12 protein-coding genes are annotated in these 13,622 nt (G+C 51.0%); 8 read left to right on the top strand and 4 right to left on the bottom strand.

The features are described from left to right. The first annotated feature begins 2 nt into the window (after positions 1-2). The 8 genes from AOC34_RS08765 (at position 3) to AOC34_RS08730 (ending at position 7,981) form a co-directional block, all read left to right on the top strand. Complete coding sequence (locus tag AOC34_RS08765; protein ID WP_108469700.1) at positions 3-344, top strand: AzlD domain-containing protein; 342 nt, start codon at positions 3-5, stop codon at positions 342-344. 35 nt (positions 345-379) lie between these two features. Next, the gene (locus tag AOC34_RS08760; protein ID WP_108469699.1) at positions 380-1,591 is read left to right on the top strand and encodes a phosphoglycerate kinase; all 1,212 of its coding nucleotides are present in this window, start codon (positions 380-382) and stop codon (positions 1,589-1,591) included. Positions 1,592-1,604: 13 nt separating this feature from the next. After that, complete coding sequence (gene pyk / locus AOC34_RS08755; protein ID WP_108470142.1) at positions 1,605-3,041, top strand: pyruvate kinase; 1,437 nt, start codon at positions 1,605-1,607, stop codon at positions 3,039-3,041. 39 nt (positions 3,042-3,080) lie between these two features. After that, positions 3,081-4,145 (top strand): class II fructose-bisphosphate aldolase, encoded by a 1,065-nt coding sequence (gene fba, locus AOC34_RS08750; protein WP_108469698.1) that lies wholly within the window; start codon positions 3,081-3,083, stop codon positions 4,143-4,145. 4 nt (positions 4,146-4,149) lie between these two features. Further along, positions 4,150-5,052, top strand: coding sequence for a phosphoribosylaminoimidazolesuccinocarboxamide synthase (locus tag AOC34_RS08745; RefSeq protein WP_108469697.1), 903 nt, complete (start codon positions 4,150-4,152; stop codon positions 5,050-5,052). Between the two features lie 83 nt (positions 5,053-5,135). Further along, positions 5,136-5,642 carry a 5-(carboxyamino)imidazole ribonucleotide mutase gene (gene purE / locus AOC34_RS08740; protein WP_108469696.1) on the top strand — a complete coding sequence of 169 codons (507 nt, stop codon included), beginning with the start codon at positions 5,136-5,138 and terminating at the stop codon, positions 5,640-5,642. A gap of 9 nt (positions 5,643-5,651) precedes the next feature. Beyond that, on the top strand, positions 5,652-6,857 hold the full coding sequence (locus AOC34_RS08735; protein ID WP_108469695.1) for a 5-(carboxyamino)imidazole ribonucleotide synthase: 1,206 nt from the start codon (positions 5,652-5,654) through the stop codon (positions 6,855-6,857). A 14-nt stretch (positions 6,858-6,871) separates the two neighbouring features. Further along, a complete protein-coding gene (locus AOC34_RS08730) occupies positions 6,872-7,981 on the top strand; it encodes an L-threonylcarbamoyladenylate synthase (protein WP_234408089.1) in 1,110 nt (369 codons plus the stop codon). Here the strand turns inward: AOC34_RS08730 and dacB are convergent. From dacB to AOC34_RS08710, 4 genes are all read right to left on the bottom strand, one after another. Beyond that, positions 7,927-9,519 (bottom strand): D-alanyl-D-alanine carboxypeptidase/D-alanyl-D-alanine endopeptidase, encoded by a 1,593-nt coding sequence (gene dacB, locus AOC34_RS08725; RefSeq protein ID WP_234408088.1) that lies wholly within the window; start codon positions 9,517-9,519, stop codon positions 7,927-7,929. The two genes, AOC34_RS08730 and dacB, sit on opposite strands and share 55 nt — an antisense overlap. 74 nt (positions 9,520-9,593) lie before the next feature. Then, complete coding sequence (locus AOC34_RS08720; protein WP_108469694.1) at positions 9,594-12,050, bottom strand: response regulator; 2,457 nt, start codon at positions 12,048-12,050, stop codon at positions 9,594-9,596. Beyond that, positions 12,047-12,670, bottom strand: a complete 624-nt coding sequence (locus AOC34_RS08715; RefSeq protein ID WP_108469693.1) for a response regulator transcription factor — start codon at positions 12,668-12,670, stop codon at positions 12,047-12,049. Before AOC34_RS08715 ends, AOC34_RS08720 begins: the two co-directional genes overlap by 4 nt. Continuing rightward, positions 12,667-13,533: an EAL domain-containing protein gene (locus AOC34_RS08710; protein WP_108469692.1), complete on the bottom strand. Its 867-nt coding sequence runs from the start codon at positions 13,531-13,533 to the stop codon at positions 12,667-12,669. Before AOC34_RS08710 ends, AOC34_RS08715 begins: the two co-directional genes overlap by 4 nt. Positions 13,534-13,622: the final 89 nt, after the last annotated feature.

The raw sequence follows: 13,622 nt of genomic DNA, 5'->3' as shown, positions 1-13,622 counted from the left end.
GCATGCCCGCCCTCAGTTCATTCGAAATCGGCGCACTTTTTGTGGGTATGGGCCTAGTGACCTTGGGTACACGGGGTTTTTTTATGTTTTGGGGGGATCGGGTACAGATGCCCGAAATCATTCTGCGCTCCATTCGGTATGCCCCGCTGGCGGCGATTGTGGCGATTGTGGCCCCCGAGATTCTCATGCCGGACGACGCCACTGAAATTACCCAGTTTAATTGGGCTATTCCGCAGATTTGGGCAGGTTTAGCTGCTTTTATCGCATTTACCTGGTTACGCACCATGCTGCCGACTCTGATTATTGGGATGCTGGTTTATAGCGCGCTGCGCTACTGGTTTTAGAATGGGGGATTGTTCTTTTACCGAATTGCATTTCCATGTCCGATACCCTTTTTAAAGTAAAACGCCTCCATGACTTAGCGCAGGCTGGACTGTTAAAAGGCAAGCGGGTACTGATTCGCTCGGATCTGAATGTGCCTCAGGATGAGGCTGGCAATATTACTGAAGACACCCGTATTCGGGCATCCATTCCGGCGATTGAAATTTGCCTACAGGCTGGGGCTGCAGTGATGGTGACTTCCCACTTGGGCAGACCAACCGAAGGTCAATTTAAACCGGAAGATAGCTTGGCGCCAGTAGCGCATCGCATCGCAGAAATCCTCAATCGCAAAGTACCCCTGATTAGCAATTGGGTTGATGGCGGTTTTGATCTTCAGCCTGGCGATCTCGTGCTGCTGGAGAACTGCCGCGTCAATGTAGGCGAAAAGAAAAACAGCGAAGCACTCGCCAAAAAAATTGCCGCACTCTGCGATGTCTATGTCAACGATGCTTTTGGTACAGCGCATCGCGCTGAAGCTACTACCCATGGTGTGGCGCGTTTTGCGCCGATTGCTTGTGCGGGGCCACTCATGGCTGCTGAGCTTGATGCCTTAAGCCGCGCGCTTGCTAATCCCAAGCGACCCCTGATTGCCATCGTGGCAGGATCAAAGGTATCGAGCAAGCTCACTATTCTGAAAGCCCTTGCCGAAAAAGTAGATGAGTTGATTGTCGGCGGCGGCATTGCAAATACCTTCATGCTGGCCAAAGGCCTGCCGATTGGAAAGTCTTTAGCTGAGCCCGACCTCGTTAACGAAGCCCGAGAAATCATGGATCTGATGGAAAAGCGCGGCGCCCATGTGCCCATTCCAGAAGACGTAGTGGTAGCGAACGAACTCTCGCCACTGGCACGCGCCAATCGGGTGCCTTCCAATGAAGTGGCCGAAGACGACATGATTTTGGATGTGGGTCCAAAGACGGCCGCACGCCTCTCTACTATGTTGGCCCATGCAGGCACGATTGTTTGGAACGGCCCTTTGGGCGTTTTTGAGATTGAACAGTTCGGTGGCGGCACCAAAATGATTGCAGCAGCGATTGCCCATTCCCCCGCATTTTCGATTGCGGGCGGCGGCGATACCTTGGCAGCAATTGCCAAATACGGCATCGAAAATCAAGTCGATTACATATCTACCGGCGGCGGCGCTTTCCTTGAGTTTTTGGAAGGCAAAACATTACCGGCGTTTGCAGTGTTGGTTGAGCGAGGAAGTGAATAAAAAGGAGCGTTTCATGCTACGAGCCACAAAGATTATTGCAACACTAGGACCCGCTTCGGAGAAGCCAGAGGTTTTGCGAGACATGATCCGTGCCGGATTAGATGTGGTTCGAATGAACTTTTCGCATGGCACCGTTGAAGATCACCGCGCACGCCATGACATGGTGCGATCAATTTGCGCTGAAGTCGGTCGTGAACTTGGCATTATGGCGGACTTGCAAGGACCCAAGATTCGGGTGGGTAAGTTTGCTGAAGGCAAGGCCATACTCAAAGAGGGCGCCGCATTTATTTTGGATGTTGCCTGTAATCTGGGTAATGAAGAGCGCGTTGGGCTGGATTATAAGAATCTACCTAATGATGTGCGCGCTGGCGATCGCTTACTCCTCAATGACGGCTTGATCGTATTGCGAGTGGAGTCAGTCAAGGGCGGTGAGATTCATACGCGGGTGGAGCTTGGTGGCGCACTCTCGAATAACAAAGGCATCAATCGCGCTGGTGGTGGTTTAACGGCCCCCGCTTTAACTGAAAAAGACATTCAAGATCTAGACGCTGCGATTGCGATGGGTGTGGATTTTGTTGCGATTAGTTTTCCAAAGGATGGTGCCGATATGGCCCATGCCCGAAAACTAGCCGATGCAGCCAGTGCCAAACATGGCGTACCCAAGGTGAAGTTAATTGCTAAAGTCGAGCGTGCTGAAGCGATTGAACCCGATGCCCTCAATAGCATCATTGCCGAGAGCGACGGCATTATGGTCGCGCGTGGCGACCTTGCCATTGAGGTAGGCAATCCTGCTGTGCCAGCCTTGCAAAAGCGCATGATCAAGCTGGCTCGTGAGGCTGATAAGTTTACGATTACGGCCACGCAAATGATGGAATCCATGATTAGCGCGCCGGTGCCCACCCGCGCCGAGGTGAGTGACGTCGCCAATGCGGTTTTGGATGGGACTGATGCCGTCATGTTGTCGGCAGAATCTGCTACGGGCATGTACCCTGTCAAGACGATTGAGCAGATGGCAGAGATTTGCATCGAAGCAGAAAAATCAGAACAAGTTCGGCTCGATACCGACTTTTTAGATCAGACATTCACCCGCATCGATCAGACCATTGCCTTAGGCGCATTGTTTACGGCGCACCATTTGCACGCCACTGCCATTGCCGCATTAACGCAGTCGGGCTCTACTCCCATCTGGATGAGTCGCCATAATATTCATGTCCCTATTTTTGCCTTGACGCCCAATATCTCAACTCAGCGGGTACTCAGCACCTATCGCAACGTTACTCCTTTGGCTTTAGCGCTAAGCAACGATCGTGATACGGCATTGGCGCAAGTTGAGGCACGCCTGAAAGAGCTCGGTGCCGTGAAGGCGGGCGATACGATCGTGTTAACAGTTGGAGCGCCAATGGGCTCCCCTGGCGGCACCAATACGTTGAAAATTATCAACGTAAAATAAGACCTTGAATTTTTATCCCTTTAAATAGAAGAGACTGTCATGCCCCTTGTATCCATGCGCCAACTGCTAGACCATGCTGCCGAAAACAGTTATGGATTGCCTGCTTTTAATGTCAATAATTTAGAGCAGGTACAAGCCATCATGATGGCGGCAGATGAGGTGGGCGCACCCGTCATCATGCAAGCATCGGCAGGAGCGCGAAAGTATGCGGGCGAAGCATTTTTGCGCCACTTGATTTCTGCAGCGATAGAGGAGTATCCCCACATTCCAGTAGTGATGCACCAAGACCATGGTCAAAGTCCAGCCGTATGTATGGCGGCGATCAAAAGCGGCTTTACCAGCGTGATGATGGACGGCTCACTCGAGGCTGATGGTAAGTCGGTTGCGAGCTATGACTACAACGTCGCCGTATCGCAAGAGGTAGTGAAGTTCTCACACTCGATCGGTGTCACGGTAGAGGCGGAGCTGGGTGTTTTGGGATCCCTTGAAACCATGATGGGCGATAAAGAAGACGGTCACGGTGCCGATGGCGCAATGACCCGCGAGCAGTTGTTAACGGATGTAGAGCAGGCAGCTGACTTTGTGCGTGCGACGCAGTGCGACGCGCTTGCGATTGCGATTGGCACAAGCCATGGCGCATACAAATTTACCAAGAAGCCAACTGGCGATATTCTGGCCATCACTCGCATTAAAGAAATCAATCAACGCATTCCCAATACCCACCTCGTGATGCATGGCTCCTCGAGCGTTCCGCAAGAGTTACTTGCTGAGATTCGGGCGTTTGGTGGCGACATGAAAGAAACCTACGGCGTACCCGTAGAGGAAATCCAAGAAGGCATTAAGCACGGCGTGCGCAAGATTAATATCGATACTGACATTCGGTTGGCCATGACTGCTGCAATCCGCCGCTATTTGTTTGAGAGCCCAGGCAAATTTGATCCACGCGACTACCTCAAGCCAGCACGCGAAGCAGCGAAGGCCATCTGCGTTGCGCGTTACACCGCGTTTGGTTGCGCTGGTCAAGCGGCCAAGATTAAACCCATGTCTCTTGAAAAAATGGCTGAGCGTTATCGCGCAGGTCAGCTTGCGCAGATCGTGAAGTAATGCAATGAAAAAAGCATTGCATGCAACTTCGATTACCTCTTTACCCCTGTTGTCAAAAGGCAAGGTGCGCGACGTCTATGAATTAGGTAGTGACCGTTTGCTGATGATCACAACCGATCGCTTATCGGCCTTTGATGTGATTTTGCCGCAACCCATTCCTGAAAAAGGCATCATCCTCAATCAAATGGCAAATTTTTGGTTTGATAAATTAGCCCATGTAATTCCAAACCACCTTACTGGCATTGATCCAGCTAGCGTAGTGACGGCAAATGAAGTAGAGCAGGTGCAAGGTCGCGCGGTGGTGGCGAAGCGACTCAAGCCCATTTTGGTTGAGGCCGTAGTGCGCGGTTATTTGGCGGGCAGTGGCTGGAAAGACTACCAAGAAACCGGCAGCGTGTGCGGCGTTCCTTTGCCGCCCGGCTTAAAAAATGCTCAAAAGTTAGATCGGCCGATTTTTACGCCTGCCGCCAAATCGGCTGTGGGTGAGCACGATGAGAATATTTCTTTTGACGAAGTGGTAAAACGCATCGGCGCTCCCTTGGCCAATCAAATTCGCGATGTCAGTATTCGTTTGTATGAGGAGGCGTCTCGCTACGCTGCAACCCGCGGGATCATCATTGCCGATACCAAGTTTGAGTTTGGTTTAGATGAAGCCAATCAGCTGGTTCTGATGGATGAGATTCTGACGGCAGATTCTTCCCGCTTTTGGCCTGCAGAGACATACCAGCTTGGCACCAACCCCCCATCGTATGACAAGCAATTTGTACGCGATTGGTTGGAGCAAGCGCGGATCGACGGCAAGCCGTGGCCTAAAACCGCGCCAGCCCCCGATCTACCGAATGAGGTGATCGAAAAGACCGCAGAAAAGTACCGCGAGGCCCTCGCCCGCCTGAGCCAGGCAGGCTAATTGGCGGTCATTCCGCTGGAGTCCCTGCCAAAAGGCTGGGATAATAGATCCTCTTTTCGTATCCAGCATAAGTGGAGTAGGTCATGAGCGCAGGTTCAAACGCAACAGCAGTCGTTGGCATTGTCATGGGTTCCAATTCCGATTGGGACGTTATGCAGCATGCTGCCCAGATGCTAGACCAGTTTGGCGTACCGTATGAGGCTCAGGTTTTATCTGCGCACCGCATGCCCGATGATATGTTTGCGTATGCAGAAGCGGCTCGCAGTCGTGGCCTGAGGGCCATCATTGCCGGCGCAGGTGGCGCCGCCCATTTGCCAGGTATGCTGGCCTCAAAAACCCTAGTGCCTGTTTTTGGCGTGCCGGTTCCCAGCAAGTATTTACGCGGTGAAGACTCTTTGTATTCGATTGTGCAAATGCCCAAGGGCATTCCGGTAGCTACCTTTGCGATTGGCGAGGCGGGCGCTGCCAATGCAGCTTTGCATGTCATTGCTATTTTGGCTGCGCACGATGCTGAATTGATGAGGGCCCTTGAGGGCTTTCGCAGTAAACAGACTGCGCTAGCGCAGTCCATGGAATTAGCGCCAAAGTAATTGATGAGTATGGACGCAGCCTCTTCCTCGACTATCTGTAAATCGCCGGCCTGGCTGGGTATTTTGGGTGGCGGTCAGCTTGGGCGTATGTTTATCCATGAAGCGCAGTCTTTGGGATTTAAAGTCTGCGTACTCGATCCTGATCCACTGAGTCCGGGTGGATCGGTTGCCGAAAAACATTTATGTGCCGATTACCTTGATGCAGCCGCCCTCTCTGAAATGGCGAGTTTGTGTTCTGCCATTAGTACCGAGTTTGAAAACGTTCCCGCACAAGCGCTCGATTTTTTTAAAACCCGCGGGATTTTTGTTGCTCCTGATAGCAGCTGCGTCTCGATTGCACAAGACCGCATTAAAGAAAAAGCATTTTTGGCGCAGTGCGCGCCTATCTCGGGTGTTGGCCCGGTGCCCTATGGTGTGATTAATAGCGAAGCTGATTTAGCCTTGCTTGCGAACAATCTCTTCCCTGGTATTTTAAAAACAGTGCGCCTCGGTTATGACGGCAAAGGCCAGATTACAGTACAGTCGCGCGATCAATTGGCGGCGGCTTGGAATGATTTAGGTCAGGTTCCCTGTGTATTAGAGAAGCGCATGGCATTGGCTTTTGAGGTGTCGGCCATTGTGGCGCGTGGGCATGATGGTGATGTGCGCTCATTCCCGCCCGCTGAAAACATCCATCGCCAGGGCATCTTGCATACCAGTACAGTACCCTCGCCATCGTTACAGCGGCATCCTGTTTTACTCGAGCGGATTCAAAAAGCGACCAGCGCCATTGCGCAGGAGATGAACTATGTCGGCGTGCTTTGCGTCGAATACTTTGTTCTTACCGATGGCAGCATCGTTGCCAATGAAGTGGCGCCACGCCCGCATAATTCAGGGCACTACACCATGGATGCGTGCGTTACCAGTCAGTTTCAGCAGCAGGTGAGGGCAATGGCCCGCTTGCCGCTGGGTGATACGCGCTTATTAAGTCCGGTTGCCATGCTCAATATTTTGGGTGATGCATGGTTTGTTCAAGACGGTAAGCAGCAAACGACTGCAAGCGAACCAGCATGGGAGCGCGTTCTCAGCCACCCCGATGCAAAATTGCATTTGTACGGTAAGGCTTCGCCCCTGCCCGGTCGCAAAATGGGCCATGTCAATTGCCTTGGTCAATCCCTGGATGAGGCGCGGCAGAATTGCACTGCTGTTGCCGGCGATTTAGGCATTGCTCCTTAAGTGATGCTGAAGTAGTGAAAGCCGATCCGCAGCCCACCATTGGCAGTACCGAATTGCAGCAAGCAGTAGAGCAAGCAGTACGACGTTTACAGCAGGGTGGTTTGGTTGCGATTCCGACGGAGACGGTTTACGGACTTGCGGCAGATGCCAGCAATCAAAAGGCGGTACAAAACATATTCTCTGCCAAAGGTAGGCCTGCAGACCATCCGCTAATTGTGCATTTGGCAGCGCCATCCATGCTAGATGCATCCTTGGCGAATCGATCCGACGCCTGGTTTAAGTTGATTGCGCCTTGGGTGCGCGATCTGCCAGAAGAGGCGATGCGATTGGTCGAGACTTTCTGGCCCGGCCCCTTAACCTTGGTATTGAAAAAAGACAAACACGTACTGAGCGCGGTAACTGGCGGTCAAGATACCATTGCATTGCGTTCGCCTGATCATCCAGTCGCGCAAGCCCTCTTGCAGGCCTTTGGCGGTGGCTTAGCAGCGCCATCGGCAAACCGTTTTGGCAAGGTCTCGCCTACCCGAGCTGCGGATGTCAGCGCTGAATTCAGTGACCAAGCTGATTTATTGATCTTGGATGGCGGCGATTGCATTGTTGGTATCGAATCGACGATTGTGGATCTGTCATCGGGCACCCCAGTCTTGTTGCGCCCTGGTGCGATTACGCCAGAGCAGATTGAGCAGCAAACAGGAGTGCGTGTATTGCAAGCGGGCGCACGTGCAGATTCAGACAAAGTTACTCCACGCGTTTCGGGTAGCCTTAAAGCCCATTACGCACCCAACACACCATTGCGTTTGTATGCGGCGGGTGCAGCGCTCGATTGCATTTCGCAATACCCAGATACCAAGTCGCACGTAGCTCTGGTGGTGTGGGAATCAGAACAAATGCGTGACCCACAGGTATTGGGCGCATCGCACATTCATCAGATACCCATTCCAGAGCAGAGTGACTTATTTGCTAGCCGCCTATACCGATTGTTGCGTGACTTAGATGACCATTCGTGGGAATTAATCGTGATGCCCGAGCCGCCCATGGGGCAAGAGTGGGATGGGGTACGGGACCGACTTCAGCGCGCTTGTTTTGGCTCGGGGCCGCCCGTTAGCAACCATGTCAGCAGTTGATCGTGGGCATCCATGCCACGAAAGGCATTGGGGTGATTAATGAATGAACTAACGGCATAGGTTTTGCCAGACTGACTAATCACATAGCCCGATATCGTCCGCACTTCCGTAAGCGATCCGGTTTTAATGCGCGCTTCTGGTTTTGTCTTGAGGTGCAAGAATTGCCGTAACTGCTTAATTAGTCGATTCTTCATGGTGCCATCCGATCCGGCCAAGGGCAGTGACTGTATAAAGAGATCTCCCGATGGAAGTTGACGGGCAGTAATCAATAGATCATTGAGGTGACGCGCACTAATGGCTTCATTGCGCGATAAGCCCGAACCATTTTCTAAAACCAATTCAGGAAAATCCAAACCCCGTTGTTTGAGCCAGGCTTGCATGACCCGATCACTCGCGCCGGTGGATGCCGGCTTACCTAAACGCTCTAAGCCAAGCGTTAAAAATACTTGCCGAGCCATGACGTTATTGGAAAACTTATTGATGTCGTTCACTGCATGAATCAATGGCCCACCCTGAAATTCCAGTAATGGCCTTGCAAACAGGGGAACCTCACCACTTTTCCCTTGCGGTTGCTTGACCCAAGAGCCACCAGCCAACTCCCATGCCGCCGCAAACCCTAAGGTTAAAAAAGTATTGGCATCTAATGCCACGACATTGTAGTTAATGCTTTTACAGGCGCTTGGGAACTCGCCGGTAAATTGCGCACTTAAAAGATCTGAATTTTTTGACTCCGAACTGACATTTTTTACTAACTCAAACTGCATCTTTCGTTGCCAGTCATCGCAATTTTGCTTACTGGTACGCAGTCGATTGTTAACCTTAAAATAGGCAAGAGCAGGGGTATACGAAATCGCAACACCATTGCTATTGTTGGTTTGAGTCAGCTGAAATGATAATGTTCTAAAAGCATATAACAGTGGATCGGGTGGGACGTTATAGGCCCGCATTGATTCCCCGTCAATGGTGGTGTGCTCCATTACCTCAGGACTGTAGGCGCTGCGGTCAAAAATCAAATTCCCATCAATGCGTTGAATGCCCAAGGCGCGTAGACTTTTCATCATTTGCTCTAGCTCTTCTGGCACTAATTTCGGATCGCCACTGCCGCGCAGGTAAAGATTGCCCTTGAGGAGGCCATTTTTGATCTGGCCATCCGTATACAGATTGGTATTCCAGCGGTACTGTGGCCCCAGCAAATCCAGTGCAGCCAAGGTAGTTAGTAGCTTAATGGTGGAAGCGGGATTCATCGACTGTTTCGCGCGCCAATCCAGTATTTCGCGCGCATTGCCGCCTGCTGTACTGGGCAGCTCCAAAACCGAAATACTGACTGCATCGCGCGGAATTTGATTTTTATCAAGGGACTGCCACACAGCAGGAGGGGCCTCGATCGCACCGCTAGGGGCGGATGCCCAAAGGGGCTGACTGCCAAGTCCGAAGAGCAGAACCGCTAGCCATTGGAATAGCGGAATTGCGAACTGAAATGCAGGAAGTACTGCGGGGCGTAAAGTAGAAAAGAGCGGCACGGGCTTATGGTAAGCCAAAACAGCAAAAACACTAAAAATTGAGGTACTTACTTAATTCATCCTAAGCCAAGCCCCCGAGGCTACCATCGTATTTATTCAAATGAAGGGCGGTTTAAAAAAGCATCAATCACGCTGTTTTGCTTCAAGAGCAATTCTTTCAGTAGGGCCGACCGTTTTGGGGTGGAGTCCGAGCGGTTGGAGGCCAGACTATCAAGGCGGTTAGCAAAACGCAGACCATTCATTAGCAATGCCCCGCCTTTGATTCGATGAATCAGACTATCCAGATCGGATTGGGATATAGCCCCATTAGATAGCTCTGCAATCGCCTGGTGGTGAACCTCCATGATTTCATGCAAGATAAGCCTGCCGATTTGATTTTGATCAGCGCTGCCTTTGCCGAGTTGCGGAAACGCAATGGTGTCTTCTTCTGTATCGCAGTCAACTTCAATAATGGTGAAGTGACGTGCTAATTCATTTTCAAGGGTGGCCAAGTTAAGGGGTTTGATTAGAACGGCATTCATACCCGAGGCAAGCAGTCGATGCCGAATTTCCAGGGCGTAGATATCGGCGGTAACGCCAATAATGATGAGCTCCGAAAAACCATCAGCACGGATCGATTGCGATAAATCAGCACCATGCATACCAGGCATGGAGTGGTCGGTTAGCATGACATCAAAATGCCGCTGCTTCAGCAGTAGCAATGCCTGTCCAGCACTTTCGCAGACCGTAACCTGCGCTCCCAGCACCTCTAATTGCAGGGATAGAACTTGACGGCTAGCCGGGTGATCCTCGACCACTAAAGCGCAGACTTGCTTGCCGTGGTGTTGCATGCGCTGCGCACTATGTGGGGTTACCTCAGTGATTAATCGATTGGAGGCTACTTGGGTTGTTCTTGGAAAGGCAGCAGAAAAATAGACATTGCTTCCCATGCCAGGTTCGCTATCAAAATACAGGCGACTATCCATCGATCGAATCAAATGGCTGGCAATCGTTAAACCGAGCCCGGTTCCTGGATGGATATTGCCGGTATGTTGCTGGTGTTGGGCTCGGACTTGCTCAAATGGCTGAAGGGCAATCGCAATATCGGCAGGATTCATGCCGACACCAGTATCAATTACGCGAAACTCAATCAACTGGCCTGCATGATCATCAGCCAAGATCCGTACCGAAAAATGGATCGATCCCGCATTCGTAAACTTAATTGCATTGCTTAGAATATTGTTTAACACTTGACGCAGTCGCAACGAGTCGACCATCAGTACTTCTGCAATCCGCAGGTCGAGATGGGTATGCATACTCAATTGGCGATTCGACGCAAAGATCGAAAAAGCCGCATCAATCTCCTCGACCAGGGTTCTAAGGCAGCAGGGCTCTGGCGTTAAGGTGAGCTTGCCTGCCTCAATCTTAGAGAGATCGAGGACTTGATTGAGCATGCCTAGGAGGGACTCGGCCGAGGCATGGGCGCTCTGCAATAAAGGCTTCTCGCTATCGGGTAAGCGTGGGCTTTTCAGTAATAACTCCTGAACCCCCAAAATCGCATTCATCGGTGTTCGAATTTCGTGGCTCATTTCAGCCAAAAAATTAGACTTGGCATTGTTGGCCTGCTCAGCGTGTTCTTTTTGCATTAACAAGGCGGCATTCTGTAGAGCATGCTGTTTTCGATTGCGCTGCAAATGAATAATCCAAGCAAATCCGCCCAAGAGCATGGCGCATAAAAAGCCAAACAGAATATGGCGCTTCCACGGCGCGTGATGCTGGTGCATAAAGTCAAGATCAGCATGGTCAGAATCGTCGCTTGGCTCGATACCAAAACCGGGGATGGAAAAGATGGCACGCGATGCTGCCGGATCAAGCGTATGCAAGGTCTTTTCCAGGATACCTTTTAAGTGTTGGGCATGGTTGCCAATAAACCACCGGTATGCCAGTGGCTCGCGACCATATAGACCGTTGAGTTTTAAATGCGTTTGATATTCCGCATGCATACCGTACCGCGCAAGCCGAATCGGCATCACTACGGCGTCGTACTCGCGCTTCATGAGCGCGGCAAACAAATGGGCTACGGATTGGTGGTCACGCTGTATCGAGGTTGTTCCAAAAAATGCCATCTTTTGCGCGACAACTGGGCTATCGAGTAAGGTATCTGTTCGCGTGACCATCACTTTATGACCCCAAAATACGGGCTCTGACCAAATCCCTGCCTGCATTTTCTGTTGTGAGGCCAGTGGCGGATCAATAACAAAATCAATCGATTGCTTATTAAGTAGGTCGGCCAAGTCTGCATCGTTAGCGCGCCAAATCGGTTGGTATTGCTGCTGCGTTTGCTGACTAAGCTCATCAATTAAGGATTGGTAAATCCCAACTTGCCCACTTTTGTCTAAGGGCGCAAGGTAAGGCGCATGTTGCTCATGAATACTGAAATACACCACGGGCCTTGCTTTGATCCACGCTTGCTCCGCCAGAGTGAGTTCAATGTGGTGTGCAAAAGCCGTGCTGCAGTAAAGCAGCACGGCACTACAAGTGAATTTACCGAATGCAGTTGTCCGCATCATCCCTCAATGATGTGGTTGTTACGGCAAAACATAATGAGGTCTGCAATATTGCTGATACCCAGCTTTTCAAAGATGCGGGTTTTATAGGTTGCTACGGTCTTATTGCTGATGTGCAATAGGTCTGAAATGTGTTGATTGCTATTACCTTTGCCTAAATATTTCATGACTTGCAATTCGCGATCAGAGATCAGGGCCAGTTTCTCTTGGTCGCTAAGCGAGCTATGGCCATTGCGTGTGTGTGAAAAGCAAGCATAGCCTTGGGAGATCGCCACGCAGGCTGCCAAAATGACATCCGCCCCAGCCGTTTTATTGATAAAACCATGTGCGCCTAAGGAGCGAACGCGCCCTCCATACACGTGCTCATCTAGGCTTGATAAAACAAGCAAGCGGATATCGGGGTAGGTCAAACTAATGCGGCGAATGACATCAAAGCCATCCGTTTTGGGCATATCGAGATCGAGAATCACAATATCGGGATTCATTTGCTTCAAACTTTGTAAGCATTCCTCGCCATTGCGGCACTGGCCTACCACTTCAAACAGCAATTGGTCCTGCAGCATACTTTTGAGGGCCATCAGCATGGCGGGATGATCGTCTACCAACATGACACTTTTCTTCATTGCCTATCTCCGTTCTGGTTTGTACTTCCATGGGGTTTCACTGCAAAAATGGCTTTCGCAATTCGACTGTCGCTGATATGAAGAATTTGGTGCCTACTTACGGGCGACATCATGAGTCCGCCGTAGCAAAAATCCACCGGCAAGAGCCTGGCGTTTTCGAGGTCTTTAATTAAGGTAACGCCATTGGCATACAGCATTGCACCCAATTCTCTTGCCATCGCGAGGGCATCGAGTAATTGGGCTTGTTGGTTCGCTAGCGCAATATCATCGCTACGCAGCTCCTGAATTGAAAAATGGATGCCGTCGAATTTAATTTCTTCCAGCCACTGTGGCTGGATTGACTGCGGGTTGGCGTTCATTAGGTGCAGCAGTACACCGATGCGACGCAGGCGTAATAGGCCCTCTTTGCAATTGAGTCGCAGGGCTTCGGTTGGCATTGCAGTAACGCCAATGTGAACGAGGCCAACCGGTAATCTGGAATTTAAAATCAGGTCGCACAAGGCATCAATGCGATTTGAATTGGCGAGCACGCTAGGTGATAAAGGCAAGAGAATCTGAATGGGTCTGTTACAGCAATGCCAATAACTGGCCGCATCCAGTCCTTCCATGGAAAAGCGTAATACCTGGGAGTCGCTAGCGCCTAAGAGTGGCCTGAACAAGGCGGCGGACATGGCGTTGCCCGCACCGTTAAATATGGGTTCGTAGCTAACGGTTTGGCGTTTAGACCAGTTGGCATTACTACCGCCATCCTGGGTTTCGTGGGCTAGATTGGGTACATGAGTGCCTTGGGCATCCCGCAGCTCATGAAAAGGCTTGTTCTTCCATGCATGAACAAGCGTATACAGCCGAGATTTGGGACTCATATGGTGTTCTCCAGTCGATGACTGACCAGTCTAGGCAGGACAGGTCCGGGAAGTAAGCAGGCAGATCTGATTTGTGTGTAGGAATAGAC

Origin of the sequence: Polynucleobacter difficilis, assembly GCF_003065365.1 — a bacterium.
In the GTDB taxonomy this organism is placed as follows: Bacteria; Pseudomonadota; Gammaproteobacteria; order Burkholderiales; family Burkholderiaceae; genus Polynucleobacter; species Polynucleobacter difficilis.
This window is presented reverse-complemented; position numbering and strand designations above follow the sequence as displayed.

Coding starts and splice junctions, on each gene's coding strand:
- AOC34_RS08765 (WP_108469700.1), top strand. CDS start 3: ATGCCCGCCCTCAGTTCATTCGAAATCGGCGCACTTTTTGTGGGTATG.
- AOC34_RS08760 (WP_108469699.1), top strand. CDS start 380: ATGTCCGATACCCTTTTTAAAGTAAAACGCCTCCATGACTTAGCGCAG.
- pyk (WP_108470142.1), top strand. CDS start 1,605: ATGCTACGAGCCACAAAGATTATTGCAACACTAGGACCCGCTTCGGAG.
- fba (WP_108469698.1), top strand. CDS start 3,081: ATGCCCCTTGTATCCATGCGCCAACTGCTAGACCATGCTGCCGAAAAC.
- AOC34_RS08745 (WP_108469697.1), top strand. CDS start 4,150: ATGAAAAAAGCATTGCATGCAACTTCGATTACCTCTTTACCCCTGTTG.
- purE (WP_108469696.1), top strand. CDS start 5,136: ATGAGCGCAGGTTCAAACGCAACAGCAGTCGTTGGCATTGTCATGGGT.
- AOC34_RS08735 (WP_108469695.1), top strand. CDS start 5,652: ATGGACGCAGCCTCTTCCTCGACTATCTGTAAATCGCCGGCCTGGCTG.
- AOC34_RS08720 (WP_108469694.1), bottom strand. CDS start 12,050: ATGATGCGGACAACTGCATTCGGTAAATTCACTTGTAGTGCCGTGCTG.
- AOC34_RS08715 (WP_108469693.1), bottom strand. CDS start 12,670: ATGAAGAAAAGTGTCATGTTGGTAGACGATCATCCCGCCATGCTGATG.
- AOC34_RS08710 (WP_108469692.1), bottom strand. CDS start 13,533: ATGAGTCCCAAATCTCGGCTGTATACGCTTGTTCATGCATGGAAGAAC.